The following is a 23,855-nucleotide window of genomic DNA, read 5'->3' as shown; positions in this document are numbered from 1 at the left end:
GAACCTTCCGGTCCGCTTCCGGGCGCGGATCAGACCTGGAAGGGCGGCTGTGGCCAGCGGCGCGGCCGGTACGGCGCCCACCAGTGCCGGTCACCGACGGCCAGAATCAGGGACTCGGCGGCCAGCTCGGACAGGATTGGGGCGGACACCCGGGCGGCCGGGTCACGCACCAGCCTGCCGATGGCGTCGAGGTAGGCCGGATCGTCGACGATGATGCGGTTGAGCACCCCCTCGCGATGGTCGCGGATCTCCAGGAAGCCCGGCCCCTGCCGGTAGGAGAGCCGGCCGAGGAAGAAGCCGTCTACCCAGCTCACACGCTGCTCGGTGGCGGCGCCGACGATCTCCGCCGGGGGATGCAGATGGGTGAGCGCGGCCGGTGGTCCGCCCGGGTCCAGGTGCAGCCGCCAGTCGACCACCACGCCCCAGGCGGTCAGCTCCCGCACCAGTTCCAGCGCGAGTACCGCCGTCGCCGGATCGGCCTGCGCGGTCAGGTCGGTCGTCTCGACCAGGGCCACCCGCCGCACCCCGGACCGGTACAGCTCGGCCGCTTCCGCCGCAGCGTTGCCGGTGATCCGGATCCGGCCCAGGTCCATGCCGGGCAGCCGCCCGGCCCGGCCGTGGTAGTCGCGCCACCGGTGCAGGGTGATGCCTGTACCGGCCGGCGCCGACCCGGGGGCTACGCCGGCCGGGACCAGGCCGGGGGAGCGGTGCGCCAGCCGGGTCAGTTCCCCGTTGGTGGCCAGGGTGGCGACATGGACCCAGCGGTCGGCGTCGTGGTAGACGATGCCGGCCTCCCGCCAGTCCGCCAGCAGTCGTTCCACCCGGCTCTCGGTGACGGTCGCGCCGACCTGGGCGGTGAGGCGACGGGCCAGCGAGGCGACGCTGCGAGGATCGGCCAGCAGCCGGAACGCGGCCAGTTCGACCGGGTTGTGGATGGTGTGCACCGACCAGTCGAAACCGGGCCGCCGGCTGACCAGCACGATCTTGTGTCCCAGGTCGCAGTGGGTGAACCGTCCACTGTCGTGCGCCGCGCGCCACTGCGCGACAGCCTGGTGCAGCCGCTCGACCGTCGGCTCGGCGATGCCGGCGGGCGCGGCGTCGAACAGGTACGCCAGGTCGTGCAGCTCGGCCTCGGGCAGGTCGTACACCCGGGCGTAGTGCCCGGCCGGACGTGGCTCGCTGAACCCCAGATCGGGCTGGTCGAAGTACGGGCTGAACCGTTCGATCGCCAGCCGGGTTACCGCCTCCGGCGGCACGAGGTGATGCAGGGCCGGCAGCTGGTCGATCACCTGGTGGTAGTCGTTCTCGTGCTCCCCGGGGAAGCCATACAGGTAGTTCCAGGACACCCAGATCCCGGCCGACTGCGCGTCCCGCAGGTGCCGGACGTTCTGGCAGCCGGTCACCCCCTTGTCCATCAGCTTGAGCACCCGGGTGCTGAGACTCTCGACGCCGGGCTGCACCTGCACCAGACCGGCCTCGGCTAGCAGCCGTAGCTGGCGGTAGCTGAGGTTGGACTTGATCTCGTAGTGGATGCGCAGGTCGTAGTCGTGGTCGCCGAGGGCGGGCAGCAGGGTCTGGAGGAAGCCCATGTCCAGGATGTTGTCGACCGCCACCACGTCGAGCAGGTGATGTCGCCGGGCCTGGTCGAGGATCTCCCGCAGGAACCGCTCGGCATCCTTGCTGCGGAACTGCATCAGGGAGCCGTTGAGTCCGCAGAAGGTGCAGTGGTGCTTCTCGCCCCACCAGCAGCCGCGGGAGCCTTCGAGCACCAGCTTGGGCTCGATGTGGTGTCGCACCGCCGAGTGTTCCAGCCGGTCGAAGTAGGCCGTGAACTCCGGGTCGGGTAGCTGATGGGCGGGCAACGGGACCCGGGCCTGCGGGTTTGCCCGGCTGGCCCCGTCACGATCGCGCCAGCACAGCCCCGGCACCCCGGCCGGGTCACCGGTGCCGCCGATCACCTCGAGCAACAGGGGCAGGGCCCGATCGCCCTCCCCCCGCACGACGTAGTCCACGTAGGGGAAGTTGCGGTGCAGGGCCGCACCCTGCCGGCCGTCGCAGTTGGCACCCCCGAACACGATGGTGATCTCCGGTGCCCGTGCCTTGAGCCGCCGGGCGAGCGCCAGGGAGGCGGTGTTCTGCTGAAAGGTCGTGGTCAGACCGACCACCGCAGGCCCGCTGGCGGCGATGTCGTCGGCCAGGTCGTCGAGGAAGTCGCCGCTGCGCCGGTGCAGCTCGACGGCGAGGTCCCGCTGCCGCTGGTCCAGATCCTCCGCGTGGCGCAGGAACTCGGCCACCCGATGGTGCGGGCGGTCGTGCAGCACGGCGGAGAACACCCAGTCGCCGTGTCCCTCGAAGTAGGAATGGGTGGCCAACTGGTCGTAGACCTCGGTGTCCAGTCCGAGGGTCTGTGCGGCCCAGTCGAAGAAGTCGAGGTTGGCGTAGCGGGTGTGGACGGTCGCCCCCGCGTCCCGGGCCGCGACCTGAAGAATCCCCAGGGCCAGCGACGGGGTGTCGAGAGCCGCCCACGGCATGGTGACGAGCAGAAGATCCATCCGCCAGGTGCTTTCGGCCGTACGACTACTTGGTCTTGCGCTCCGTCTGGATGGCGATGATCGCCATCGGGCTCTGCCGGGCCCGGGCTCGGGCTCGGTAGTCGATCAGGATCGTCTTCTTCTTCATGCCTGCCTCCTGGGTCCACTGGCTGGTCGGCTCACCCTAGGTGCGCCGCTTCCCTGAATTCTTCCGCTGCGCTTCCCCCTCGTTCCTGGGGACGTAACGCGCCGACCTCCAGGATCCCGGCCGGTATCCGTTCGCCGATCATGGCGGGCAGTTCCTCGGCCCGGCGCCGGATGACCGCCGCCGTCTCGACCTCACCGATCCGCTCCAGTGCCTGGCCGAGCAGGCCGACGGCGGAGATCAGTACGTGATGCACGGGATCGTTGCGCAGGATCGAGATCGACTCGATCAGCCGGTCCAGGCCCTCGGCCGTACGCCCGTCGGCGAGGTCCAGCGCGGCCTGGGCGCAGAGGGCCTCCCCGGACCCGAACCCCAGATTCATCTCGCCGAGCAGGCGCCGACCCCCGCTGATGATGCGCCGCGCCGAGGGATCACCCATCCGCAGCAGGACCAACCCCAGGGTGAGACAACTGAACGCCTCGTACGGTCGGTCGCCCAGCTCGTGGAAGATGGTCAGCGCCGCCTCGGCGGTACGCCGGGCGGCCTCCAACTCCCCGCGATGACGCAGGACGATCGCGAGGCAGCGCAGGGACAGCGCCTCCTCCCGCCGATTGTCCAGGCGGCGGGCCAGTTTGATCGCCACCCGGAAGGCCTCGGCGGCCTCGTCCCAGTGACTCAGCTCGTAGTGGATCTCGCCCAGTTCCCGGGTGGCGCGGGCCTCGGCCACCGCGTTGTCGGCGGCCCGGGCCAGTTCGATGGCCTGCTCCACCAGGTCCAGCGCGTCTTCGTGATCACCACTGGCCCGCCGGACGGCGGCATGGATGACATGGGCCTCCGCCTCGATCGCCTTGTGCCCGATGCGTTGCAGGATCCCGCCGGCCCGTTGCACCAGCGTGATGGCGGTGGGCCGGTCCATGCGGATGAAGCGCAGCCGGGCCAGGCGCATCAGGGTGATCGCGGTGCCGATCTCGTTGCCCTGCGCGACGCAGGCGTCCAGCGCTCGACTGTGCACCGATTCCCAGTCGGCGTACTGATGGCGCAGTTCCAGGAACTCCGTCATGCACTCGGCCAACGCCCAGGCCAGCGGGCTGAGCCCGGCCAGGTGTGCCTGCGCCACCCCGGCGACCAGCGCCGCCCGCTCGGTCTCGAACCAGGCCAACGGGTCGGCCAGCAACTGGTCGATGTACCCCGGGTCGAAGGGGTCGTGGTACGCCGTGTCCGCGAAGGGGCGTGGTGACCAGCCCCGGAACCGGGTGCCGTGGAAGCGTTCGTCGGCTTCGGCGACCAGGGTGAGCCAGGCCCCCAGGGCCCGCGACAGGGCCACCTTGCGTTGTTCGTCCGGTAGGTCGGCCTCGGCCCGTTCGCGGGCGTACAACCGCACCAGGTCGTGGTATCGGTAGCGGATCTGACCGGCGGCGTCGTAGCCGACGATGTCCAGCAACTGGCTGTTGACCAGTTCCTCGACGAGGTCCTCGGCCTCGTCGAGGGTGACCCCGAGCAGGGGTGCGACCACCCAGGCCGCGAAGTCCGGAGCGTCGAGCAGGCCGAGCAGGCTGAAGGCCTTCTTCTCCGCGGGGCCCAGCCCCTGGTATCCGATCGCCAGGCTGGCGCGTACCTCCAGATCGCCGACCACGAGCACGTCGAGCCGGCGGCGGCGGTCGGCCAGCCGCCGGGCGAACCGGGTCAGATCACCGTGTCCGTTCTGGGCGATGCGGGCGGCGGCGATCCGTACCGCCAGCGGCAGGTGGCCGCAGAGCGCGGTGATCCGTCGTACGGTCCGATGGTCCTCGCCCAGTCGTTGCTCACCCGCTATGCGGGTGAGCAGTTCCACCGATTCGGCGGCGGTGAACACGTCCAGGTTGTGGAAGTGCGCCCCCTCCAGGCCGACCAGCCGGGGCCGGCTGGTCACCAGCACCGCGCAGGTGGGTGAGCCGGGTAGCAGCGGGCGGATCTGTGCCTCGTCCGCAGCGTCGTCGAGCACGATGAGCACCCGTCGGCCGGCCAGGCAACTGCGGTACATCTCGGCGCACTCGTCGACCGTGTCGGGGATGGTCCAGTCCTCCACCCCGAGGGCCCGCAGGAACCGCTGGAGGGCGGACAGTGGCTCCAGGGGACGGGGGTCGGTGCCGCGCAGCCACAGGTAGAGCTGACCGTCCGGGTACGAGTCGACGATCTTGCGTGCCGCCTGCACGGCCACCGTGGTCTTGCCGACACCACCCTTGCCGCTGACCGCGACGATCACCACGGCCTCGTCGTCGCCCGTGGTGAGCTGTCGGCAGATCTGTCGCAGGGTGTCCGCCCGGCCGGTGAAGTCCGCTATCGACAGCGGCAACTGTGCCGGGGAGGCGGCGGCAGCGGGCCGTGTCACCCGGCCGGCCTGGTGCAGCCCCGAGTCCCCGATCAGCATGGCCTCGTGCAACGCCTGAAGTTCCGGCCCCGGATCCAGGCCCAACTCCTCGGCCAGGCAGGTGCGCGCCTCATGGTAGGCCGATAGCGCCTCACCGACCCGACCGGCCCGGTAGAGGGCCAGAATCAGATATCGGCGCAGGTTCTCGTTGAGCGGATGCCGGGGCAACAGCGACTGCAACTCGCCGATCACCTCGGCGTGCCGTCCCTGGGCCAGGTCGATTTCAATCTTGTCCATCATGGCGGCCAGCCGTTTCTCGGCCAGGGCTGCCGCTTCGGCGCCGATCAGATGTTCGGTGACGTCGGCGATCGGCTCACCGCGCCACAGGGCCAGTGCGGCACCGATCTCCCCGGCCGCCTCCGCCGGCCGACCGGCCTCCAGCGCCGCCCGCGCCGTGCGTACCAGACGCTCGAAGACGTGCAGGTCGAGCACGTTCTGCCCGATGCGCAGTTGATAACCGGCGCCATGGCGCACCACGCACTCCGGGCCGAGCTTCGTGCGTAGCTGGGAGACGTATTTGTGCAGCTGGGCGACGGCGGTGGGCGGGGGTCGCTCGCCCCAGAGCATGGCGACCAGCCGCTCCGTCACCACCACCTTGTTGGCGGACAGCAGCAGGGTGGCCAGCATGGCCCGCATCTTGCGGCCGCTAAGCTCTACCGCCTCACCGTCACGCCATACTTCTACGGGGCCGAGCACACGGAATTCGAGCATTTCCCCTGCGTTCCGAGACATAATGGATGACCGTCAGTCTGGATATGCATGCCCCGGGCGGCGGCGCTACTGGACCTGTTGGCGACTCTACAGTCAGCAATTCAACGTGTCCAATGTACGACGAGTTGCCGCACATAATGCCTGGGTACCCTTAGTGCATTGCTGAGTGGGTCGACTGTGGCGCCACGACACGAGCCGATCAACCGGCGATATCGCATTAGTCGGGAGTACCGCCAGATTTCAACTTACTGCCTGACAATTGTCGCCCGCACTTCAACAACTCGTCGACCGCCCGGCCGGGTCAGGAGGCACTGCGTCATCTGACCGGGCCCCGGCGGTGGTGGCGGAAGATGTCGACCAGGGCGGCCAGCAGAGCCAACAGGATGATCCCGGCGGAGACCAACAAGGAGCGTTCGAAGGCCGTCGCCCAGGCGTCGTCGCTGCCCACGACCGAGAAGAAGACCGCCCCGACAACGGCGATGCCGGCCGCCGCTCCGATGCGCTGACCGGTCTGCAGCATCCCCGCCCCGCTGCCGGCCTGCGCCACCGGCACCTGGGACAGGGTCAAGGTCTGGTTGGGGGCGATCACCAGGCCGCTGCCGAGCCCGGCCAGCAGCAGGGGAGCGGCCGTCACCCAGGGCACCGGGGCTCGGGGGGCCAGCTCGATCACCAGCGCCACCAGGGCCAGCCCGACCACCACGGCGAGCAGCCCGGTGGCGACCAGGGGCCGGCCGAACCGGTTGACGATCCGACCCCCGATCGCCGAAGCCGCGGCCGAGCCCAGGGCGAAGGGGGTGATGGCCAGACCGGCGACCAGGGCGCTGTAGCCGAGCCCGGTCTGCAGGTACAGGGTGAAGATGAAGAAGATCGCGGTGAACCCACCGAAGTAGAGCAGGGCGATCAGCGAGCCCAGGGCGTACGACCGGACCTGGTACAGGCCCACGTCGAACAGCGGCGGGCCCTGCCGGGCGTACCTGCGCTCCCAGAGGGCGAAGCCGGCCAGGGTGACCAGGCCGGCGGGCAGCAGCAGCCAGGTGGCCGCCCCCCGCCACTGCTCCCGCTGCACCAACGGCAGCAGCACCAGGGTCACCCCGGTGCCGAGCAGCAGTACCCCGACCGGGTCCGCCCGCCGGCGGACCGCTTGGCCGACCGGCCGGTGCGGGATCAGCCGCCAGCCCAGGATCATCGCGATGACCCCGACCGGGACGTTGACGAAGAAGACCCACCGCCAGCCGTGCTGAGGCCCACCGGCGGCGATCAACAGGCCGCCGAGCAGGGGACCCACCGCGGTGGAGATGCCGATGGTGGCCCCGAGCAGGCCGAAGGGCCGGGCCCGTTCCGGTCCCTGGAACAGCTGCTGGATCATGCCGGTCACCTGCGGGTTGACCAGACCCGCAGCGGCCCCCTGGAGGAGTCGGGCGATCACCAGCCAGGTGGGGGACTGGGCCAGCCCGGCCACCGCGCTGGTCGCCGTGAACAGGGCGATGCCGAACACGAAGGCGGTGCGGCGGCCGTGCACGTCGCCGAACCGGCCCGCCGGCACCAGCACCAGGCCGAAGGTCAGGGCGTACCCGGACAGCACCCATTGCAGGTCGGCCGGGCTGGCGTTCAGGGCCCGGTCCAGCGAGGGCAGGGCCACGTTGACGATGCTGACGTCCAGCAGCGTCATGAAGGCCGCGACCAGTCCGACCCCGAGGGCCTGCCAACGCCGGGGCCCCTGGTACGACTCCTCAACCGTCGAAGGCCGGTCGGACCCGGCCCGCCGATGGTGCCCTCCGACGGCCTCGGTCACCTCAGTTGCTGGGCGCAGAACCGGGGACCGAAGTCCAATCCGGCCATCGGCGAATCCTCCCGGTGCAGCAGGTTCTTCTCGGTGAGCAGATGCAGGGGGGTCTGCAACTGCTCCTCGGTCAGGCCGCACTCCGCAGCGATCATGTCCGGGTACGGGACCTGTCCGCGTGCCTCCAGGGCCGCCACCGCGTCGTACACCCGAGCCTCGACGTCCGACAGCTGCACCTGCTGCATGGTGTCCTCCTCACGCCGATCCGCCTGCCAGGCGGTGTGCGCCGCGCGGATACCCGCTGCGGGACCGATGATGCCCCCACTCCGGCCGGTGGTTCGCCGTCCCCGCGACCACCCACGGTGACCTACGCTGCTTCGGTGACCGTCTGGGAACTCGCAGTGATCGGTGGTGGTCCCGCCGGACTGTCGGCCGCCTACGCCGCCGCCCGGCGGGGGGTGCGCACCCTGGTCCTGGAACGGGCCGCCCATCCGCGCTACAAGACCTGCGGTGGCGGATTGACCGGTACCTCCGTGGCGGCCGTGGCCACCCGGATCGAGGTGCCCGTGCAGGACGTGGTCGACCAGGTCACCTTCACCCTGCGCGGGCGCCGTCCGATCACCCGGCGGCACCGGCCCGGTCGGCTGGTCAGCATGGTGCGCCGGGACGAGTTCGACGATCGGCTGCGCGCCGCCGCGGTGGCCGCCGGAGCCGAGGTCCGCGAGCGGGTCACGGTGCGGGCCCTGGAGCAGACCCCCGACGGCGTACGACTGCGGCTGGCCGACGCCACCACGGTCCTGGCGCGGACGGTCGTCGGCGCGGACGGCTCCTCCGGGGTCAGCGCCCGCCATGTCGGGGTGCGGTACCGGCAGGTGGATCTGGGGTTGGAACTGGAACTGCCGGTGCCGCCGGAGCAGCAGGCCCGGTGGCGGCGGCGGATGCTGCTCGACTGGGGACCCCTGCCGGGCTCGTACGCCTGGGTCTTCCCCAAGGGCGACCGGCTGACCGTGGGGGTGATCGCCGCTCGGGGTGAGGGGGAGCGGACCCGGGACTATCTGCGGGGGTTCGTCCAGCGGCTGGGCCTGGCCGGGTTGCCGGCGACCCACGACACCGGGCATCTGACCCGCTGCCGGGCCGAGGATTCACCGCTGCGCCGGGGCCGGGTCCTGGTCGCCGGGGACGCCGCCGGCCTGCTGGAACCCTGGAGCCGGGAGGGGATCAGCTACGCCCTGCGCTCCGGTGAACTGGCCGGTGAGGCGGTCGCCGAGGCCGACCTGGCCGGCTACGAACGGGCGGTGCAGCAGCGACTGGTGCCCTCCATCCGGGCCGGGTACCGGCTGTTGGAGGTCTTCTCCCGGCGGCCGGAGATCCTGCACCTGACGGTCGGTACCCCGCCGGGCTGGCGGGCCTTCACCCGGTTCTGCCAGGGCCACGGCGACTTCGGCCAACTGGTCGACGGGCTGCCGGTACGCGCCGCCCTGGCCCTGGCCGCCCACCTGCCCGGCCCCCGCACCCACCGCCCCTGACCCGTCCGCTGTCGTCCGGCCCTCCCGCTGCCACCCAGTATCCTAGGATGCCCTACGGGTGGTGCGGCAGGTCACGGCCTGTTTCCCCACAGCCGGTCGGGGTAGGGCCTTCCGGGACCACATCCCACCGACGAAGGAGACCCCCGTGAGCCACGACCAGCACACCCAGCAGGACCCCACCGAGCAGTACGGCCAGCAGTCCGGACAGCCGGCCCAGCAGCAGACCCCACCGGGGCGTACGGAGGACATGAACCCGAGGCCCGACCACGGCGAGGACACCTACCAGGGCGCCGGCAAACTCGAGGGCAAGAAGGCCCTGATCACCGGCGGTGACTCCGGCATCGGTCGGGCGGTGGCCATCGCCTACGCCCGGGAGGGTGCCGACGTGCTGATCTCCTACCTGAGCGAGGAGGAGGACGCCGACGCGCAGGACACCGTACGGCTGATCGAGGCCGCCGGCCGCAAGGGCGTCGCGGTGCGCGGCGACATCACCGACGAGGCCACCTGCCAGGAGCTGATCGACCGGGCGCTGTCCGACCTGGGCGGCATCGACATCCTGGTGAACAACGCGGCCTACCAGATGGCCCAGGACAAGGGCATCGCCGGGATCAGCACCGAACAGTTCGACCGGGTGCTCAAGACCAACCTGTACGCCATGTTCTGGCTGTGCAAGGCGGCCCTGCCGCACCTCAAGGAAGGGTCGGCGATCATCAACACCTCGTCGATCCAGGCCTTCGACCCCTCGCCGCAGCTGCTGGACTACGCCACCACCAAGGCGGGGATCGCGAACTTCACCAAGTCCCTCGCCGCCGACCTGGTCGACAAAGGCATCCGGGTCAACGCGGTGGCCCCCGGCCCGATCTGGACCCCCCTGATCCCGGCCACCATGCCGGAGAAGAAGGTCGAGCAGTTCGGTACGGACACCCCGGTCGGTCGGCCGGGTCAGCCCGCCGAACTGGCCCCCGCCTACGTCTTCTTCGCCTCGCAGGAGTCGAGCTTCATCACCGGCGAGGTGCTCGGCGTCACCGGCGGCCGCTTCACCAAATGACCTGCAAGGAGGGGCCCCTTCTTAACGCCTCCGGTAGAGGAGGGGTCCCTTGTTAACACGTACCCCCACGGGTTGTCTGCCGGTGCTCAGCGGGGCCAGGCCGCCAGTTGCCGACGGACCCGGGTGATGTCGGCGGGGTCGAGGCCGTAGCGGGCGAAGCGACCGTCGGGGATCCGGTCGAGGTAGCGGCCGGCGGCCCGGACGTCCTCGTCCTCCAATGCCGGATCGAGCTGCCGGGCCAGCTCCAGCAGTTCGGCCACCGACCGGTCGGCCAGGGCGGCGGCCACGTCGATGTAGTCGCGTACCTCGCGCCGGTTGACCAGGGCGGCGGTCTTGTTGGCGATCAGGTCGCGGACGTCCATGACCGGCCCGAGGTCCATCACCACCGGGCTGCGGTGCCGGTCGAGTCGGGCCAGACTGAGCCGGATCTGCCGGCCGTCCCGGGCGACCACGAAGTCCCGCATGTCCGCGTGGAAGCCGTCGAACAGGTCGCCGAGGTCACTGTCCTGGTCCGCGTCGGTCACCTCGAACCCGGCCGCCTGAAGGGCGTCGCGTACTCCGGCGGCCGCCGCGGCGGCGGCACCCTCCACGTCGGCGAAGAGATCGACGTCCTCGGTGGGCCGGGTCACCAACCCGTGCGCGGCCCACGCGACCCCGCCACCGAGCACGAAACGGTACGGCCCGGCCACGGTCAACGCGACCCGGGCCACCTCGCGGTAGAAGTCGTGCGGATGGGGCTGGGTCACGCCGACCGGAGACCCCGGTGCCGACTCTCCCAGGCGGCGCGTACGCCTCGGGGCAGGTTCAGCAGCCGCCACACCCGGGGCAGGGTCCGGCCGTTGACCAACCGACGCAGGTCGTCGAGGCTGGTGGACTCCCGCAGCACGTTCTCGTACATCCAGAGCAGCTGGTCGGGGTCGGCCAGATCGAAGGCGCGGTCGCTGCACCACATCAGTCGTACCGGCAGCTCCACCACCCCACGAGTGGGCCCACGCAGCTCGCTCAACGTCCGGGCCACCACGGCGGGCCGCCCCGGCCGGGCGAGGTGCGCCACACCGGTAGTGACTCCGAAGACGGCCTGCATCCTGCCAGGGTAACCCCACACCCCCCGGAACCGGACTCTCCCCAATCCACCCCACCCAAATCCACCCCCACCCCCCGACCGCAAACATCGACTCCATCACGCCGAAGTGGCGGTTTCCCACCACCCCGAACCCCACCGTTCCGCCGTAACGGCCGGCACCCGAACCCCGGGCGCCGGCCAACGGCCGTCTACACCCCGCCCGCCTTCCGACGTGCCGACCGGGTAGACGAAGACCGACCAGGTCAGGCTGGGGCGACCGTGCCCGGCGTAGGGATCAAGCCTGACCGCCCGAAGCCGGGCACGGTCGCCCCAGCCCTCAACCGCGACCACCCACAACCGAGCACGATCGCCCAACCCCGGACCGCAACCAAAATCAGTGGGAGTGAGCCGAGGCCAAGTGGGAACAAGGACGACCGTGGGTCGGTTGTACCGAGCGTCGGTGTGATCCAGTGTCCCCGGGCCTCACCTAATTTCGCCGTCGCGGAATACCGTCCGGCTGGAGCCGCGTCGCGCCACTCGCCGAGAGGCGACCTGCACACCGACACCCACGCACCGCCCTCGGCCCCGACAACGGGCTGGGGGCGGTGTGCTGTTTCCGGAGTTCTGCAGGCCCGGCTGTCCGACGACGCCCGGCTGCCCTAAGGTCAGGGGGAAGGATCAAGGGCGGAGGTGACGAGCGTGGGGCTGCGGGACGTGTTGCTGGGCTGGCCGGTCTACCGTCAGCTCACCGGCACCGATCCGCTGGGCCGGGGTGCGGCGGCGCAGTCCGCCCGTTCGGCCGGGCTGACCCCCCGCACGGAGGACGCCGACCGGGTGGCCCGTTCCGTCTGCCCGTACTGTGCGGTCGGTTGTGGGCAGCGGGTCTTCGTCTCCGACAACCGGGTGACTCAGATCGAGGGCGACCCGGACAGCCCGATCTCCCGTGGTCGGCTGTGTCCCAAGGGTTCGGCGAGCAAGAGTCTGGTGACCAGTCCGCTGCGGCAGACGAAGGTGCGCTACCGGCGGCCGTACGCCACCGAGTGGGAGGACCTGGACCTCGACACGGCGTTGGACATGATCGCCGACCGGATCCTGGCCGCCCGCGCGCAGACCTGGGAGGACGTCGACGCCGAGGGGCGTCCGCTGAACCGCACCCTGGGCATCTCCAGTCTCGGCGGGGCGACGCTGGACAACGAGGAGAACTACCTCATCAAGAAGCTGTTCACGGCGATGGGGGCGATTCAGATCGAGAACCAGGCGCGCATTTGACACTCCGCCACCGTCCCCGGTCTGGGGGCCAGCTTCGGTCGCGGCGGCGCGACGGTCTTCCAACAGGACGTGGCGAACGCTGACGTCATCGTCATCCAGGGGTCGAACATGGCCGAGGCCCACCCGGTGGGCTTCCAGTGGGTGATGGAGGCGCGTAGGCGTGGGGCGAAGGTGTTCCATGTCGATCCCCGGTTCACCCGTACCAGCGCCTCGGCTGACACCTATCTGCCGATTCGGGCGGGTACGGACATCGCACTGCTCGGCGGGGTGGTCAACTACATCCTGAGCAACGAGTTGGACTTCCGGGAGTACGTGCTGGCGTACACCAACGCGGCGACGATCGTCAGCGAGGATTACGTCGACGCGGAGGACGCCGACGGCCTGTTCTCCGGGTTCGATCCGGCCACCGGCGCGTACGTGCAGGACAGTTGGCAGTACGCCGGGCACGAGCGGGATTCCGGCAGCGGTCACACGGCCATGGAGCGGGAGACGGCCGCCGGGTTGCGGCACGAGTCGCACGGTGCCCCGGTGTCGGGGCGGGTCGAGCGGGACGAGACGTTGCAGCATCCGCGCTGCGTCTACCAGATCCTCAAGCGGCACTTCGCCCGCTACACCCCGGTGATGGTGGAGCGGGTCTGTGGTCTGCCGCAGGAGAGGTTCCTGGAGTTGGCTCGGGCCTGGACGCAGAATTCGGGCCGGGAGCGGACCGGGTGTCTGATCTATTCGGTGGGTTGGACCCAGCACAGCGTCGGGGTGCAGTACATCCGCACCGGCGCGATCATCCAGTTGTTGCTGGGCAACGTGGGGCGGCCCGGTGGTGGGGTGTTGGCGCTGCGGGGGCATGCCAGCATCCAGGGGTCCACGGACATCCCCACCCTGTTCAACCTGCTGCCGGGCTATCTGCCGATGCCGCACCACGCGAAGCATCCGACCTTCGACGACTGGGTGGACGCCATCCGGCACCCCGGCCAGAAGGGTTTCTGGGGCAATGCCCGGGCGTACGCGGCGAGTCTGCTGAAGGCGTACTGGGGGGAGGCGGCCACCCCGGACAACGACTTCTGCTACGACTATCTGCCTCGGTTGACCGGGGACCACGGCACCTATCAGCAGGTCCTCGACATGATCGACGGGAAGATCAAGGGCTATTTCCTGCTCGGTCAGAATCCGGCGGTCGGCTCGGCGCACGGCAGGGCGCAGCGGCTCGGCATGGCCAACCTGGACTGGCTGGTGGTCCGGGACCTGTTCATGATCGAGAGTGCGACCTTCTGGCAGCGTGGCCCCGAGGTGGCCACCGGTGAGATCGTGCCGCAGCAGTGTCGTACGGAGGTGTTCTTCCTGCCGGCGGCCTCGCATGTGGAGAAGGAGGGCACCTTCACCCAGACCCAGCGGGTGCTCCAGTGGCGGGAGAAGGCCGTGGATCCGCCGGGCGACGCCCGTTCGGAGTTGTGGTTCTTCTACCACCTGGGGCTCAGGCTGCGGGAGAAGCTGGCCGGGTCGACCCTGCCGCGTGACCGGGCGCTGTTGGACCTGGCCTGGGACTATCCCACCCACGGTCCGCACGCGGAGCCGGACGCCGAGGCGGTGCTGCGGGAGATCAACGGGTACGAGGTGGCCACCGGCCGCCCCCTCGCCGGGTTCGCCGAGGCCCGCGACGACGGTACGACCGCCATCGGCTGCTGGATCTACACCGGGGTGTACGCCGACGGGGTGAACCAGGCGGCGCGGCGTCGTCCCGGCCACGAGCAGGACTGGGTGGCCGCCGAGTGGGGTTGGGCGTGGCCGGCGAATCGGCGGATGCTCTACAACCGGGCCTCGGCCGATCCGCAGGGCCGGCCGTGGAGCGAACGTAAACGCTACATGTGGTGGGACGAGGCGGCGGGCCGGTGGACCGGCCACGACGTGCCGGACTTCGAGGTGACCAAGGCCCCGTCGTATCGGCCTCCGGAGGGTGCCACCGGTCCGGCGGCGTTGGCCGGTGATGACCCCTTCGTGATGCAGTCCGACGGCAAGGGGTGGCTGTTCGCGCCCAGCGGGGTGTTGGACGGGCCGTTGCCGACCCACTACGAGCCGGCGGAGTCGCCGGTGCGCAACTCGTTCTACGGCCAGCAGGGCAACCCGACCCGCAAGATCTACCGGCATCCGGTGAACTCGGTGAATCCGAGTCCGCCGCAGCAGCACAGTCAGGTGTTTCCGTACGTGTTCACGGTCAGCCGGTTGACCGAGCATCACACCGCCGGTGGGATGAGTCGTACGGTGGCGCCGTTGGCGGAGCTGCAACCGGAGATGTTCGTCGAGGTGTCTCCGCAGTTGGCGGCCCTGGCCGGGTTGACTCATCTGGGGTGGGCGCATCTGGTCAGCGCCCGGGCGGTGATCGAGGCGAAGGTGCTGGTGACCGACCGGCTGGTGCCGTTGCGGGTGGAGGGTCGGGTGATCCACCAGCTGTGGTTGCCGTACCACTTCGGGTTCGAGGGGTTGGTCACCGGTGATTCGGCCAACGACCTGTTCGGCATCACCCTGGACCCGAACGTGCTGATCCAGGAGAGCAAGATCGGCACCTGTGATGTGCGGCCGGGACGGCGCCCCACCGGACCGGCGTTGCGGCGGCTGGTGGCGGAGTACCGTACCCGGGCCGGCATCGTGGCCGGCACGGTGCCGTCGGCGCTCACCCCCGGTGTGCCGGTCGAACGGCCCGGCGAGACAGCGGCCGAGCGGTCCGACCAGGCGGCGGCCGAGCGGTCCGGCGAGGCGGAGGAGGACCGGTGATGGTCGACGGGGATGACCGGTCCGCGCCGCCGGATCCGGCCTCGGGTGCCGGTTGGGTCGACGCGCCACCGCGGATGGGGTTCTTCACCGACACCAGCGTCTGCATCGGCTGCAAGGCCTGCGAGGTGGCCTGCAAGGAGTGGAACGGGGTGCCCACCTCCGGGCTGGACCTGCTCGGCATGTCGTACGACAACACCGGGGCGTTGACCGCGAACTCGTGGCGGCATGTCGCCTTCATCGAGCAGCCCCGGCCGACCCAGGAAATCGAGCAGCCCGACACCAGCACCCAGTTTCTGGGGATGCCGCAGTCCGGGCCGCCGGGGCGCACCGGCACGGCCGAGGGGCGCAGCGATTTCCGCTGGCTGATGATGTCGGACGTGTGCAAGCACTGCACCCGGGCCGGTTGTCTGGACGTCTGCCCGACCGGGGCGCTGTTCCGCACCGAGTTCGGCACGGTGGTGGTGCAGGAGGACATCTGCAACGGCTGCGGCTACTGCGTGTCGGCCTGCCCGTACGGGGTGATCGACCGGCGGGTCGACGACGGCCGGGTGTGGAAGTGCACCCTGTGTTACGACCGGATCGGCGCGGGCCTGACCCCGGCCTGCGCGCAGGCCTGCCCGACCGAGTCGATCCAGTACGGCCCCCTGGAGGAGTTGCGGGAGCGGGCCGCCGCCCGGGTCGCCACCCTGCACGAGCGGGGGGTGCCGCAGGCCCGGCTGTACGGCCACGACCCGACCGACGGGGTCGGGGGTGACGGTGCCTTCTTCCTCCTGCTCGACGAGCCGGAGGTGTACGGTCTGCCGCCGGATCCGCAGGTGCCCACCCGGGACCTGCCGAAGATGTGGAAACGGGCCGGGGTGGCCGCGTTGGCCATGGCGGCCGGGGCGGTCGTGGCGTTCCTCGGAGGAAAACGGTGAGCAGTCAGCGTCCGCCAACGGGGGAGCGGTTCCGCCGCTTCCGGGACCGTAGGGAGGGCGGCCGGGACCGTCGGGAGGCCGGGCTGGCGGTGCCGCCGGCCGAGTTCACCTCGTACTACGGGCGGCCCATCCTGAAGCCGCCGGTGTGGACCTGGGAGATCGCCGCCTACCTGGCCACCGGTGGGATGGCCGCCGGGTCGTCGTTGCTGGCCGCCGGTGGGCAGCTCACCGGCCGGCCGGCGTTGCGCCGCGCCGGGCGGGTCGCCGCCCTGGCCGCGGTGACGGCCAGCGCCGGGCTGCTGGTCAAGGACCTGGGTCGACCGGAGCGGTTCCACCACATGCTGCGGGTGGCCAAGCCGACCTCCCCGATGTCGGTGGGCACCTGGATCCTGACCGCCTACGGCCCGCTGGCCGGGCTGGCGGCCATCGCCGAGGCGGCGCCCCTGCTGCCCCGCCGGGGTCCGCTGGGGTGGGCCCGTCGGGTGCTGCCGCCGGTGGGGCAGGTCGCCGGGTTGGCGGCGGCGGCCACCGCACCGGCCCTGGGGACGTACACCGCGGTGCTGCTGGCCGACACGGCCGTGCCGTCGTGGCATGAGGCGTACCCCCATCTGCCGGTGGTGTTCGCGGGCAGTGCCCTGGCCAGCGGCGCCGGGGTGGGGCTGATCGCCGTGCCGCCGACCCAGAACGGCCCGGCCCGTCGGATGGCGGTGGCCGGGGCCGCCCTGGAGTTGTACGGCGCCCATCAGGTGGAGAGCTCCCTGGGTCTGCTCAGTGAGCCGTACCGGACCGGTCGGGCGGGTCGGCTGTTGCGGGCCGGGCGGGGGCTGACCGCCGTGGGGGTGGCCGGTGCGGTGCTGGGCGGCCGGAACCGGATCGTGGCCGCGCTGTCCGGTGCGGCGTTGCTGGCCGCCTCGGTGGCCACCCGGTTCGGGGTCTTCCACGCCGGGGTCGCCTCCGCCCGCGACCCCCGCTACACGGTGCTGCCGCAGCGGGAGCGCCTGGCCCGACGCGGCGGCGGGGAGCCCGCGGACCGGTAGCGGTGCGGCACCTCCCGACGTGGCCGCCGACCAGCTGTGATCAAATGCTCGGTGGAGGCGTTCAGGTGGCTGGTGCCCCTCCCGGTCTTCAAAACCGGTGTGGTCCGGTATCCGGGCCAGGCGGGTTCGATTCCCGTCCGTCTCCGCCAATCTGGCGAGGGGATGACCCGATGGGTGACGGTTGCGCTGACCCACGGCGCCGGGTGCCGCGCACCGATGCGCTGCTGGCCGAGCCGCGGCTGGCCACCGCGATGCTCATCCTCGGCCGGGACCGGGTCAAGGCCGCCGTCCGGCAGGCCCAGGAGCAGGCCCGTCGCGGCGAGATCGACCCCGATCAGGTACGCGACACCGCGCTGGCCGCCCTGCCGCAGGCGACACCGCGGGCCGTGCTGAACGCCACCGGGGTGGTGCTGCACACCAACCTGGGACGGGCCGCCCTGTCGGAGCCGACCGTGGCCGCGGTGGTCGCCGCCGCCGGGCACACCGATGTGGAACTGGACCTGGTGACCGGGCGTCGGGCCCGGCGTGGCCGGGAGGCCATGGAGGCCCTGGCCGCGGCCGTGCCGCAGGCCGAGGCGGTGCATGTGGTCAACAACGGGGCCGCCGCCCTGCTGCTGGCGGCCGCCGCCCTGGCCGTCGACGCGGAGATCGTGATCAGCCGAGGCGAGCTGGTGGAGATCGGTGACGGGTTCCGGTTGCCGGACCTGATCGTCAGCACCGGGGCCCGGCTGCGGGAGGTCGGCACCACCAACCGCACCACCCTGGCCGACTACGCCGCCGCGATCGGCCCGGACACCGCCTTCGTGCTCAAGGTGCACCCCTCCAACTTCCGGGTCACCGGCTTCACCTCGGCGGTGCCGGTGCGGGATCTGGCCGGCCTGGGGGTGCCGGTGGTCGTCGACATCGGCTCCGGGTTGCTGGCCCCGGATCCGCTGCTGCCGGAGGAGCCGGACGCGGCGAGCACCCTGGCCGCCGGGGCGGACCTGGTCACCGCCAGCGGGGACAAGCTGCTCGGCGGGCCGCAGGCCGGGTTGCTGCTGGGCCGCGCCGGGCTGATCGAGCGGCTGCGCCGGCATCCCCTGGCCCGGGCGCTGCGGGTGGACAAACTGACCCTGGCCGGGTTGGCGGCCACCCTGGGGGACCCGCACACTCCCACCCGCGCCGCCCTGCACACCGACCCGGCCGGCCTGCGGGAGCGCACCGAGCGGCTACGGGAGGCCATCGCGGCCGACGGCCACAAGGCCGAGGTGGTGCCGTCGGTGGCGGTCGTCGGCGGTGGGGGTGCTCCCGGGGTCGAGTTGGACTCGTGGGCGTTGAGCCTGCCGGAACGCTACGCTCGGCCGCTGCGCACCGGGGTGCCGCCGGTGCTCGGCCGGGTCGCCCAGGGACGCCTGCTGCTGGATCTGCGGTGTGTGCCGCCGCACGCCGACGAGGCCGTACGGGCCGCCGTGCTGGCTGTGCCGGAAGAGGACTGACCATGCTGGTGGTGGCCACCGCCGGGCATGTCGACCACGGCAAGTCCACCCTGGTGCGGACCCTGACCGGGATGGAACCCGACCGGTGGGCGCAGGAACGGCAACGGGGCATGACGATCGACCTGGGCTTCGCCTGGACGACCCTGCCCTCCGGCGCCACGGTCGCCTTCGTCGACGTGCCGGGCCACGAACGGTTCGTACCGAACATGCTCGCCGGTGTCGGTCCGGTGCCCGCCGCCGTGGTGGTGGTCGCCGCCGACGAGGGCTGGATGCCGCAGTCCGCCGAGCACCTGGCCGCCTTGGACGCCCTGGGGGTCGGCCACGGGTTGCTGGTGGTGACCCGGGCGGACCTGGCCGACCCCGGGCCCGCCCTGCACCGGGCCCGCGCCGAGTTGACGGCGACCTCCCTGTGGGCGGTGGAGGCGGTGGCGGTCAGCGCGGTCACCGGTGCCGGGCTGCCGGAGTTGCGGGCCGCGTTGGATCGGCTGGCCGCCGGGCTGCCCACCCCCTCGGCCGAGGACCCGGTACGGCTGTGGGTGGACCGTAGCTTCACCGTGCGGGGCAGCGGCACGGTGGTCACCGGCACCCTGGGGTCCGGTCGGCTGCGGGTCGGCGACGAACTGGTGCTGGCCGACAGCGGTGAGCCGGTGCGGGTACGGGGCCTGCACCGGCTGGGTCAGCCCTGCCGGGAGGTGGAGCCGGTGGCCCGGGTGGCGGTGAACCTGCGGGGGGTGGCCCGGGACCGGATCGCCCGCGGGGATGCCCTGCTCACCGAGGGCCGGTTCGGCATGGTCGACCTGGTGGACGTGCGGCTGGCCGGTGACCCGGTGGCCGACCTGCCGGCGACCCTGACCCTGCATGTCGGTGCGGCCGCGGTGCCGGTGCGGGTCCGTCCGCTGGGGGTCGACACTGTGCGGCTGCGACTGGCCCGGCCCCTGCCGCTGCTCGTCGGTGACCGGGCCCTGCTGCGGGATCCCGGCCGCCACCACATCGCCGGTGGGGTGAGCGTGCTGGATGTGGCTCCGCCGCCGCTGCGCCGCCGTGGTGCCGCCGCCGCCCGCGCGGCCGTCCTGGCCACCATGGACGGGCGGCCGGATCTGGCCGGTGAGCTGCGCCGTCGGGGCCTGGTCCGCGCCGCCGACCTGCGTCGGGCGGGGGTGCCGGTGACCGGGTCGCCGGTGTGCGGGGACTGGTTGGCCGATCCGGATCACTGGCGACGGTTGGGCGCTCGGCTGGTCGAGGCGGTCACCGAGTACGCCCGTACCCATCCGTTGGAGCCGGGGGCCCCGGTGGGGGTGCTGCGTCAACGTCTCGGCCTGCCGGAGCGGGCCCTGGTGGAGGCGCTGGTGGCCGCCCCCCTGCGGCTGGTCGCCGGTAGGGTGGCCGCCGCCGACCTCGACCCGGTGCCCGAGCCGGTGGCCCGGGCGGTGGCCCTGCTGCGGGAGGAGTTCACCGCCCGCCCCTTCCGGGCCCCGGAGGCCGATCGGCTGGCCGCGGTCGGGTTGGGTGACCGGGAGATCGGTGCCGCGGTACGCGCCGGGGTGCTGCTGCGGCTGACCGGCAACGTGCTGCTGCCGGCAGGCGCCCCGCAGCAGGCCGTGCGGGTGCTGGCCACCCTGCCGCAACCGTTCACCCTCAGCGCGGCCCGGCAGGCCCTGGACACCACCCGTCGGGTGGCGGTGCCGCTGCTGGAGTTGCTGGATCGGCAGGGGGCCACCCGGCGGCTGCCGGATGACACCCGGATGGTGGTCGGCCCCTGAGTTGACGCCATCCGTGGGCCGTCGGGCCGGTGCAGCGCCTACCGTGACGGCATGGACCCGAGTGCGGTCTGGCGGGACCGGCAGCACCGGTGGCGGATCGAGGCGTACCGGGCTCCGGATCTGCGGTTCGCCGTCTTCGCCACCAACGGAACCACTGAGTCGGCGCCGCTGTGGTTGTTCGGCATGTCCGCGTTGGCCCGGTGGCTGATGAGCCACAAGATCTCGTTGGATGACCTGGAGTCCGACTGATCCGGTCGCCCGGTCGAGGGACAGCGCGCGGTTTGCCGTGATGACTCCATTTTGCGGCTTACGGTGCGAGCTGTGAAGGACCGAGGCATCCGGAAGCTGGCCGCCGTGCTGGCGGGCCTGGCGGTGATTTACTTCGGCACCACCGGCCGGTCCCCCGAAGAGGGCAGTGGACTCTCCGGTGGGCTGGTGGTGCTGGCGCTGCTCGCGGCGCTGCTGGTGTGGCACCTGACCAAGCCAGGCGGCGATGCGGCCAAGTGAAGGGGTCTCAGCCGGCGCGGGAGATCTGCTCCGCCGACTCCTCACCCAGGGCCACCCGCACCAGCGCCGAGGCCAGTCGACCGAACTCCGCCTCCTCGACCAGCCCGGCCAACCGGTCCGGGGTGGCCGGCAGGCCCAGTCGCCTGGCTCCGGCCACGGTGCGCCGGTCGGCGTACGGGCGCACCTGCGACCACACCGTCTGCACCTCGCGCAGGAAGATGTCCGCGCCGGTGGGGCCGATGCCGGGAAACTCGACGAGCAGTTCCCGCAGCCGCTTCCGATCCCCGTCGGCCTGTCGGTGCAGCCGACGCAGGTCCCCGTGCCACCGGTCCAGACACAGCCGGGCCCCGGTGCCGAGCATGGTGGCGGTCCGCTCGTCGTAGCGGCGGTAGTGGCCGCGACCCAGGGCGTCGACCCGCTGCTGCCAGCCAGCCGCCTCCATCGCGGCCGGGGTGCGGTACCCGGCGGCGAACAACTCCCGGGCGGCGGCCACCGCCACCTGGGCCCGGATCCGGGTGCTGAGCAGCGTCACCAGCACCAGCAACTGGTACAGCGGTGCGGGCCGGTCGGCCAGGGAGATCCCGGCCTCCTCGGCGTACGTGCGGCGGGTCAGCAGGGCCCGCGCGACAGCCCGTTGGTCACCCATCCTCCGGTGATACCCAGCCTGGGCCCCACCAGTCCCCGGCCGGGGCGGAATGCCGCCGCCGGCGGCGGGTAAGCCGACCGGTGGACGTGGTCGACTGCCGCGTCACCCTGACAGAGGGGAGACGACCGTGACCAACCCGCAGCAGCAGGAGTTGCGCCGCAACGCCCTGGGCGCCACCAGTCAGGACAACAAGGGACCCGGCCCGGCCGGTCATCCGCGTAACCGGGGCACCTCCCGGGCGGACGCCGGACGTCCGGTGCCCCGAGGTCAGGTGTCACCGTACGGCCCGACCGGGCAGTCGGTCGCCCAGGACGAGAGCAGCGACCAGGACTAGCCCTGCCTCGCTGACGGCCGCAGCCGGTTCCAGGTGGCTGCGGCCGTCAGCCCGTATGCCAGATGCGGCAGCAGGTCGGCCAGCCAGTCGGTGCGCCGCCAGGTGCGCGGGTCGGTGACCCCGAGCACGGTCAGCGCCCCGTCGGAGAGGGTCATCGCTCCGCCGCCGAGCAGCGCGGCGGCCCGCAGCACCGGCTGCCGCCGACCCCGGGTCAGGGCCGCGAAACCCACCGCCGCGGCCACCCCCAGCCCGTACCCCATCAGGGCGCCCAGGCCGGAGCGGCGGTTGGCCGCCCGCTCCTGGGCCCCCAGATCAAGATGGGTCACCTCGGCGACCCGCTCGGCGCTCTCCTGTGGGCTCTGGCTGGCCGGCCGGGCCCGCACCACCATGTCCAGGTAGGTGGCGACGTTGAGGGCGGTGCTGCCCACCGCCCCGGCGATCAGCCCGTCGGCCAGCGCGGCGCCCCTCACTTGGGATCTCCGGGTTCCCGGTTGCCCTTCGGGCCGTAGGTGCGGTCGCCCCGGGCGACGCCGCGCTGACCCCGTTCGTCCTGCAGGATCCGGTTGGCGGCCTCGTCGGCCCGATCGTCCGTGACGCCCCGACCGGAGTTGTCCAGGGCGTTGCGCAGGCGGGCGCGTTGCTTGTCGTAGGCGTTGCTGCCGGGCCTGGGTCCAGGCATCGCTGTCTCCTCTGGTGGTCGCGGTCACGTACGCGCCCCGTCTACCCGCCTGCACGGGCGCCAACCCCGCTCAGGCCCGGACCACCGCCACCGGGCAGTGGCTGTGGTGCAGCATCGACCGGCTGACCGAGCCCAGCAGCAGCCCGGTCAGCTCGCCGCGGCCCTGGCCCCCCACGACCAGCAGTTGAGCCGTTCGGGAGGCCTCGGTGAGGGCCTTCGGGGCGCGGGCGTGCACGGACTCGCGGCGGATGGACACCTCCGGGTAGCGGGCGGTCAGCCCGGTGACGGACTCGGCCAGGGCCCGCTGTTCCTCCTCGTGCAGCTGGGACTCGTCGTACACCAGGGGTTGCATGTCGCCCGGACCGGTGGAGACCGGGTGCCGGTAGGCGTGCAGGGCCAGCACCGTGGCCCCGCGGCGGGCCGCGGTCCGCACCGCGAACTCCACCGCCCGGCGGGACACCTCGGAGCCGTCCACCCCGACCACGATCGGCCCGTGCGGATCCACCGCGCCGCGGGCCACCAGCACCGGACATCGGGCGTACGCCGCCACGGTGACCGCGACGGAACCGACCACCAGGGCGGTGAAGCCACCCATTCCCCGGTCGCCGAGCACGACCAGCGCGGCGTCGGTGCTCGCGTCCAGCAGGACCGCGGCCGGGGCCCCGTCGACGATCTCACCGGTCACCTCCAGTCCCGGTGCGACGGCCTGCGCCTGGTCGACCGCGGCCGTGACGAGTTGTCGTGCCTGGCCGCGAAGCCCGCCGTCGGCCGGTCCCTCGGTGCCCGGTGTGACGGGGGAGTGCAGGGTGGGCCAGATGAAGGCGTGCACCACCCGCAAGGGCCGGTGCCAGCGGGCCGCCTCCGCGGCGGCCAGACGCACCGCGGCCAGGGCGGACTCCGAGCCGTCCACGCCGACCACCACCGCCGAGCCGACCGAGTCCACCGCCACCCCCGTCCGCGTGCTGGTCTCCGCCAGTATCGCGGGCCGCCGCCGGTCGAGGCGGCGATACGGGTCAAAGGCCCGTCGTCCACTACGCTGACCGCGACTCCCGGGGGAGCAGGGTTGTCGATGGCACAGCCCGACCGGGTACGCCCGTGGCCGATCGACGCGCGGGCCTCACCTCCTGCCCCGGCCATCATGGACCCGGGCCGTCGTCGGCGCGGGTCCACATCGGATCCCCGCGGTGTCTTCCACCGGCGGCCGGGATCCCTTCTGTCGATGCGGGTGTGGTCGGCCGGGTGACTGCGGCACCCCCC

Annotated in this window: 20 protein-coding genes and 1 tRNA gene; 11 read left to right on the top strand and 10 right to left on the bottom strand. The window is 72.0% G+C overall.

The annotated features are described in order from the left end of the window. Positions 1–29: 29 nt before the first annotated feature. The 4 genes from ABZ795_RS02490 to ABZ795_RS02475 all read right to left on the bottom strand — a co-directional run bounded on the left by ABZ795_RS02490 (position 30) and on the right by ABZ795_RS02475 (position 7,819). Positions 30–2,552, bottom strand: coding sequence for a RiPP maturation radical SAM C-methyltransferase (locus ABZ795_RS02490; protein WP_357528176.1), 2,523 nt, complete (start codon positions 2,550–2,552; stop codon positions 30–32). Between the two features lie 158 nt (positions 2,553–2,710). Beyond that, the gene (locus tag ABZ795_RS02485) at positions 2,711–5,794 is read right to left on the bottom strand and encodes a BTAD domain-containing putative transcriptional regulator (RefSeq protein ID WP_357528175.1); all 3,084 of its coding nucleotides are present in this window, start codon (positions 5,792–5,794) and stop codon (positions 2,711–2,713) included. Between the two features lie 316 nt (positions 5,795–6,110). Next, positions 6,111–7,586 carry an MFS transporter gene (locus ABZ795_RS02480; RefSeq protein WP_357528173.1) on the bottom strand — a complete coding sequence of 492 codons (1,476 nt, stop codon included), beginning with the start codon at positions 7,584–7,586 and terminating at the stop codon, positions 6,111–6,113. Then, the gene (locus ABZ795_RS02475) at positions 7,583–7,819 is read right to left on the bottom strand and encodes a hypothetical protein (protein WP_327025880.1); all 237 of its coding nucleotides are present in this window, start codon (positions 7,817–7,819) and stop codon (positions 7,583–7,585) included. Before ABZ795_RS02475 ends, ABZ795_RS02480 begins: the two co-directional genes overlap by 4 nt. 135 nt (positions 7,820–7,954) lie before the next feature. On the opposite strand from ABZ795_RS02475, the gene ABZ795_RS02470 reads away from it, so the two are divergent. Together ABZ795_RS02470 and ABZ795_RS02465 are read left to right on the top strand one after the other, a co-directional pair. After that, positions 7,955–9,100 (top strand): geranylgeranyl reductase family protein, encoded by a 1,146-nt coding sequence (locus tag ABZ795_RS02470; protein ID WP_357528170.1) that lies wholly within the window; start codon positions 7,955–7,957, stop codon positions 9,098–9,100. Between the two features lie 145 nt (positions 9,101–9,245). Beyond that, positions 9,246–10,148, top strand: coding sequence for an SDR family oxidoreductase (locus ABZ795_RS02465; RefSeq protein WP_357528169.1), 903 nt, complete (start codon positions 9,246–9,248; stop codon positions 10,146–10,148). 86 nt (positions 10,149–10,234) lie between these two features. On the opposite strand, the gene ABZ795_RS02460 is transcribed toward ABZ795_RS02465, so the two are convergent. Next, positions 10,235–10,894 carry a nucleotidyl transferase AbiEii/AbiGii toxin family protein gene (locus ABZ795_RS02460; RefSeq protein WP_357528167.1) on the bottom strand — a complete coding sequence of 220 codons (660 nt, stop codon included), beginning with the start codon at positions 10,892–10,894 and terminating at the stop codon, positions 10,235–10,237. Further along, a complete protein-coding gene (locus ABZ795_RS02455) occupies positions 10,891–11,232 on the bottom strand; it encodes a hypothetical protein (RefSeq protein WP_327025884.1) in 342 nt (113 codons plus the stop codon). Before ABZ795_RS02455 ends, ABZ795_RS02460 begins: the two co-directional genes overlap by 4 nt. 678 nt (positions 11,233–11,910) lie before the next feature. On the opposite strand from ABZ795_RS02455, the gene fdh reads away from it, so the two are divergent. The 8 genes from fdh (at position 11,911) to ABZ795_RS02415 (ending at position 20,939) form a co-directional block, all read left to right on the top strand. After that, positions 11,911–15,243: a formate dehydrogenase gene (gene fdh, locus ABZ795_RS02450; protein ID WP_357528330.1), complete on the top strand. Its 3,333-nt coding sequence runs from the start codon at positions 11,911–11,913 to the stop codon at positions 15,241–15,243. Then, on the top strand, positions 15,243–16,160 hold the full coding sequence (locus tag ABZ795_RS02445; protein WP_357528165.1) for a 4Fe-4S dicluster domain-containing protein: 918 nt from the start codon (positions 15,243–15,245) through the stop codon (positions 16,158–16,160). The genes fdh and ABZ795_RS02445 overlap by 1 nt, the downstream gene beginning before the upstream one ends. Next, a complete protein-coding gene (gene nrfD, locus ABZ795_RS02440; RefSeq protein ID WP_357528164.1) occupies positions 16,157–17,197 on the top strand; it encodes an NrfD/PsrC family molybdoenzyme membrane anchor subunit in 1,041 nt (346 codons plus the stop codon). Before ABZ795_RS02445 ends, nrfD begins: the two co-directional genes overlap by 4 nt. 53 nt (positions 17,198–17,250) lie before the next feature. Next, positions 17,251–17,346: transfer RNA gene (locus ABZ795_RS02435), tRNA-Sec, on the top strand. Positions 17,347–17,367: 21 nt separating this feature from the next. Next, the gene (selA, locus tag ABZ795_RS02430) at positions 17,368–18,672 is read left to right on the top strand and encodes an L-seryl-tRNA(Sec) selenium transferase (protein ID WP_357528162.1); all 1,305 of its coding nucleotides are present in this window, start codon (positions 17,368–17,370) and stop codon (positions 18,670–18,672) included. 2 nt (positions 18,673–18,674) lie between these two features. Then, a complete protein-coding gene (selB, locus tag ABZ795_RS02425) occupies positions 18,675–20,432 on the top strand; it encodes a selenocysteine-specific translation elongation factor (RefSeq protein WP_357528160.1) in 1,758 nt (585 codons plus the stop codon). Positions 20,433–20,483: 51 nt separating this feature from the next. Beyond that, positions 20,484–20,681, top strand: coding sequence for a hypothetical protein (locus ABZ795_RS02420; protein WP_327025889.1), 198 nt, complete (start codon positions 20,484–20,486; stop codon positions 20,679–20,681). Positions 20,682–20,753: 72 nt separating this feature from the next. After that, positions 20,754–20,939 carry a hypothetical protein gene (locus ABZ795_RS02415; RefSeq protein WP_327027482.1) on the top strand — a complete coding sequence of 62 codons (186 nt, stop codon included), beginning with the start codon at positions 20,754–20,756 and terminating at the stop codon, positions 20,937–20,939. Positions 20,940–20,946: 7 nt separating this feature from the next. Here the strand turns inward: ABZ795_RS02415 and ABZ795_RS02410 are convergent, their stop codons facing one another. Beyond that, positions 20,947–21,585, bottom strand: a complete 639-nt coding sequence (locus ABZ795_RS02410) for a hypothetical protein (protein ID WP_357528158.1) — start codon at positions 21,583–21,585, stop codon at positions 20,947–20,949. A gap of 127 nt (positions 21,586–21,712) precedes the next feature. Between ABZ795_RS02410 and ABZ795_RS02405 the strand changes: the two genes are divergently transcribed. Further along, entirely contained in the window at positions 21,713–21,919 is a 207-nt protein-coding gene (locus ABZ795_RS02405) for a hypothetical protein (protein ID WP_327025891.1), read from the top strand. Here the strand turns inward: ABZ795_RS02405 and ABZ795_RS02400 are convergent. The 3 genes from ABZ795_RS02400 to ABZ795_RS02390 all read right to left on the bottom strand — a co-directional run bounded on the left by ABZ795_RS02400 (position 21,916) and on the right by ABZ795_RS02390 (position 23,547). Continuing rightward, a complete protein-coding gene (locus ABZ795_RS02400) occupies positions 21,916–22,389 on the bottom strand; it encodes a hypothetical protein (protein ID WP_357528157.1) in 474 nt (157 codons plus the stop codon). The genes ABZ795_RS02405 and ABZ795_RS02400 overlap by 4 nt on opposite strands. Further along, positions 22,386–22,598, bottom strand: a complete 213-nt coding sequence (locus ABZ795_RS02395) for a phosphatidylethanolamine-binding protein (RefSeq protein WP_357528155.1) — start codon at positions 22,596–22,598, stop codon at positions 22,386–22,388. The genes ABZ795_RS02400 and ABZ795_RS02395 overlap by 4 nt, the downstream gene beginning before the upstream one ends. A gap of 70 nt (positions 22,599–22,668) precedes the next feature. Next, on the bottom strand, positions 22,669–23,547 hold the full coding sequence (locus ABZ795_RS02390) for a universal stress protein (RefSeq protein WP_357528153.1): 879 nt from the start codon (positions 23,545–23,547) through the stop codon (positions 22,669–22,671). Positions 23,548–23,855 lie beyond the last annotated feature (308 nt).

It is taken from the genome of Micromonospora sp. NPDC047134, assembly GCF_040643455.1.
Lineage (GTDB): Bacteria > Actinomycetota > Actinomycetes > Mycobacteriales > Micromonosporaceae > Micromonospora.
This window is presented reverse-complemented; position numbering and strand designations above follow the sequence as displayed.